4 protein-coding genes are annotated in these 3,807 nt (G+C 54.5%); 1 reads left to right on the top strand and 3 read right to left on the bottom strand.

What is annotated here, in order from left to right; all coding sequences use genetic code 11:
* From FDX03_RS23135 to nnr, 3 genes are all read right to left on the bottom strand, one after another.
* Positions 1–407 (bottom strand): AMIN domain-containing protein (locus tag FDX03_RS23135; RefSeq protein WP_349290436.1); only part of this gene is annotated, 407 nt, incomplete at its 3' end.
* Positions 408–423: 16 nt separating this feature from the next.
* Positions 424–885 carry a tRNA (adenosine(37)-N6)-threonylcarbamoyltransferase complex ATPase subunit type 1 TsaE gene (gene tsaE, locus FDX03_RS07050; protein ID WP_008786002.1) on the bottom strand — a complete coding sequence of 154 codons (462 nt, stop codon included), beginning with the start codon at positions 883–885 and terminating at the stop codon, positions 424–426.
* Positions 857–2,404 carry a bifunctional ADP-dependent NAD(P)H-hydrate dehydratase/NAD(P)H-hydrate epimerase gene (gene nnr, locus FDX03_RS07045; RefSeq protein WP_137345708.1) on the bottom strand — a complete coding sequence of 516 codons (1,548 nt, stop codon included), beginning with the start codon at positions 2,402–2,404 and terminating at the stop codon, positions 857–859. The genes tsaE and nnr overlap by 29 nt, the downstream gene beginning before the upstream one ends.
* Between nnr and queG the strand changes: the two genes are divergently transcribed.
* On the top strand, positions 2,403–3,542 hold the full coding sequence (gene queG / locus FDX03_RS07040; protein WP_115601110.1) for a tRNA epoxyqueuosine(34) reductase QueG: 1,140 nt from the start codon (positions 2,403–2,405) through the stop codon (positions 3,540–3,542). The genes nnr and queG overlap by 2 nt on opposite strands.
* Positions 3,543–3,807 lie beyond the last annotated feature (265 nt).

Here is a 3,807-nt window from a genome sequence, read left to right as displayed (position 1 = left end):
GGCGGTGGTGGCGGCGGCGGCGCATCCGCTTTGATGGTAAACACAACGGTATAATTGCCACCGTTCTGACGTTTAACGGCTTCGGCTTTGCCGTTCTCGGTTAAATCCACCACCAGGCGCAAGGACTGCGCATCTTTTGGCGTGCCGGAACGGATAGATTTCACCAGATTATTGCCGCTAAACAGCAGCGGTAATCCCTGAATCACACCAGTTTGTTTAATATCCAGCGCGACGGTTCGTTTCCCGTCCTGGGTCACGGCGTATTCAGGATCGCCAATAAAGCTCAGCGTAATCCGCGCCTGTTGATCGCCATTAGAGACCTGAAGATCGGAGAGGCTGGCGGCCCCTGCCTGCGCGCACAGCAGGACCAGGGTTGCCATCAGCCAGTTTCTGATGCGATAAATCATCCCGCCACCCTTAAGGTTAATCGGCTAAACGCGCCAGCAATAAATCACCCGATGAGGAGACTGCGCTTACGCGCGCCTCTCGACCTTGCGCCTGATATTCAATGTGTATTTCGACGTCCGGGTCTGGCAGTACACCTTTACCTTGTTGCGGCCATTCCACCAGGCAGATGGCATCATTGGCAAAATAATCGCGGATCCCCATAAATTCCAGCTCCTCCGGGTCCGCAAGTCGGTACAGATCGAAGTGATATACCATCAAGTTATCGAGTGAATAGGGTTCAACCAGCGTGTAGGTGGGGCTTTTTACATTACCTTTATGACCTAACGCCTGCAGAAATCCCCGGCTGAAAGTGGTTTTACCCGCCCCCAGGTCGCCGTACAAATAAATTACCGTCGCGCCGTCACAGGCTTTGGCTACCCGCAGTCCCAGGTCTAAAGTCGCCTGTTCATCAGGTAGTGGAATTACTCGATTCATCATGATAAACGTCAATCACATCAGGGTTAACAATACGCTGTAGCGTGGTAAAGAGATCTGTCGCCAGCATGCCACGCGTACCAAAACGCGCCGCCAGCACATCCGCTGCCGCACCATGCGCAACACATCCCGCACAGGCTGCATCATACGGGGTAAGCTTCTGTCCGAGCAATGCGCCAATAATACCGGAAAGCACATCACCCATTCCGCCGCTGGCCATCCCGGCATTGCCGGTATCAATAATACCCAGCTCAGCCTGTTCAGCAGCAACAACCGTACCCGCGCCTTTCAGCACAACCACGCCTCCGTACCGTTTTACCAGACGTTGCGCACAAAGTAAGCGATCGTCTTCAATTTCTGCAATGGAACAGCCCAGCAGCCGCGCGGCTTCACCAGGATGCGGCGTGATCACGCGATTGTGACGTTTATCGGGATTGATTGCCAGCAGGTTCAGCGCATCCGCATCCCAGAGCATCGGTTTGCGAAAATTCTCTACTTTTTGCAGCGCTTTTTTGCCCCACTCCTGCTGACCAAGCCCAGGGCCTATCACCACCACATCCGCCCACGCCAGGCTCTCTTCCAGCGTCTGCGGCGTCAGCGCATCGACCATCAGTTCTGGTCTGGCAGTCAGAACAGGCGCAATGTTTTCACTGCGCGTCAGCACTTTGACCAGCCCGGCTCCTGCGCGCAGCGCCGCTTCACCGGCCATGCGTATTGCGCCTGCCGTGCCGTGGTCGCCGCCGATAATCACCAGCCGACCGTGGGAGCCTTTGTGTGAGGTGGGACGACGCGGCGTTAGCCAGTGTGCAAGCTGTTGAGCATCAAAACGTTGCAGCGGCGCGTTCTGCCCCGCCAGCCAGTCGTCCAGCCCGAGTGCGTTAACATGCAGACGTCCGGTGACATCGCGTGCTTTACCGGTGAGCAGACCAGGCTTGAGCGCAATAAAGGTAACGGTGTGCGCAGCGTTGATGACAGCCCCCGGCGTCGCCCCTGTCTGCGCCAGCAGGCCGGAGGGAATATCTATCGCCACGGAGGGGGCTGGATGAGAATTGGCTCGTTCAATCAATACCGAGAGAGACTCACGCGGCGCGTGTTTTAAGCCAGTGCCTGACAGCGCGTCGATAATGACGTCCACGCTGTCTGGCCAGTTAATATCCGCAGCATGAATCACGCCACCGGCGTTAAGCCAGGCGTCGTGCGCCTGCCGCGCTTCCTCGGGGAGCGGTTTATCACTCTCGAGCGCCAGCAACGTAACGTCAAGCCCCTGCGCTTTGGCAAGCCTTGCCACCACGTAACCATCACCGCCATTGTTGCCATGACCGCAGAGCACCAGCCAGTGTTGGGCATTCGGATAGGCCTCGCGGGTGACCTGAAACGCCGCCTCTCCCGCCCGTTGCATCAGCTCATACAACGTCAGCCCTAAACTGTCTGCCGCCTCTCGCTCCATCCGCCTGATGTCATCGGCGTGCCAGATGGAATGTGGTATACTTGCGGGGTTTTTCTTCATTGTATGGTCCGTCATGTCAGAGCCCCTCGATCTCAATCAGTTAGCGCAAAATATTAAGCAGTGGGGGCTGGAGCTTGGCTTTCAGCAGGTCGGTATTGCCGATACCGACCTCAGCGAAGCGGAGCCCAAACTGCAGGCCTGGCTGGATAAACAATACCACGGCGAGATGGACTGGATGGCCCGTCACGGCATGATGCGCGCCCGACCTCACGAATTATTACCCGGTACGCTACGCGTCATCAGCGTACGTATGAACTATCTGCCTGCTAATGCCGCCTTTGCCAGCACGTTGAAAAACCCCTCACTCGGTTACGTCAGCCGTTACGCGCTTGGGCGCGACTACCATAAGCTACTGCGTAACCGCTTAAAAAAGCTGGGAGAGAGGATTCAACAGCACTGCGTTTCGCTGAATTTTAGACCTTTTGTCGATTCCGCGCCCATTCTTGAGCGTCCTTTGGCGGAAAAAGCCGGACTTGGCTGGACAGGTAAGCACTCACTTATCCTCAATCGCGAAGCAGGTTCATTTTTCTTCCTCGGGGAATTACTGATCGACGTGCCCCTGCCGGTCGATAAGCCAGTCGAAGAAGGATGCGGGAAATGCGTCGCCTGTATGACCATCTGTCCCACCGGGGCCATCGTGGAACCCTACACGGTAGACGCACGCCGCTGTATCTCGTATCTCACTATCGAACTGGAAGGTGCTATCCCGGAAGAATTTCGTCCTCTGTTGGGGAATCGAATTTACGGCTGCGATGATTGTCAGCTCATTTGCCCGTGGAACCGCTATTCGCAGTTGACGACAGAGGATGACTTCTCCCCCCGCAAGCAACTTCATGCTCCGGAGTTGATAGCGCTGTTTAGCTGGAGCGAAGCGTGGTTTTTAAAAGTCACGGAAGGTTCTGCCATTCGCCGTATTGGCCACCTGCGCTGGCTGCGAAATATCGCCGTTGCGTTGGGTAATGCCCCATGGGATGACGCGGTTATTCACGCTCTGGAAAGTCGCAGAGGTGAGCACCCACTTCTCGACGAACACATAGACTGGGCGGTTGCTCAGCAAATTGAGAAGCGAAATGCCTGCGTCGTTGAGGTGCAGTTACCGAAGAAACAACGTTTGGTCAGGGTCATTGAAAAGGGTCTGCCGCGCGACGCGTAAGTCATCCACAGCTTGTGTATAAAAATAAAAACACATTGATATTCAAGAGGGAAAAAATCGTCAAGTGATCGCATTAACAATTTGAAATGATAATTAATTCAATAATTTCAAATAGTTAAAATGATACTATTCACCCAGCGAAGTTTTTTGTATTCCAGGAATAATACCCGAGCCTGTGGATAAGTCTGTTTACAAGAGTATGTCAATGACGAAACAAAACGTCCCCAACGCGATTATTCGTTGTGGATATTTTTATTGTGGTAAG

This window comes from Citrobacter sp. wls827 (genome assembly GCF_005280875.1).
GTDB classification, from domain to species: domain Bacteria; phylum Pseudomonadota; class Gammaproteobacteria; order Enterobacterales; family Enterobacteriaceae; genus Citrobacter; species Citrobacter youngae.
Note: the sequence above shows the minus strand (reverse complement) of the source record. Positions and strands in the feature narration are given on the sequence as shown.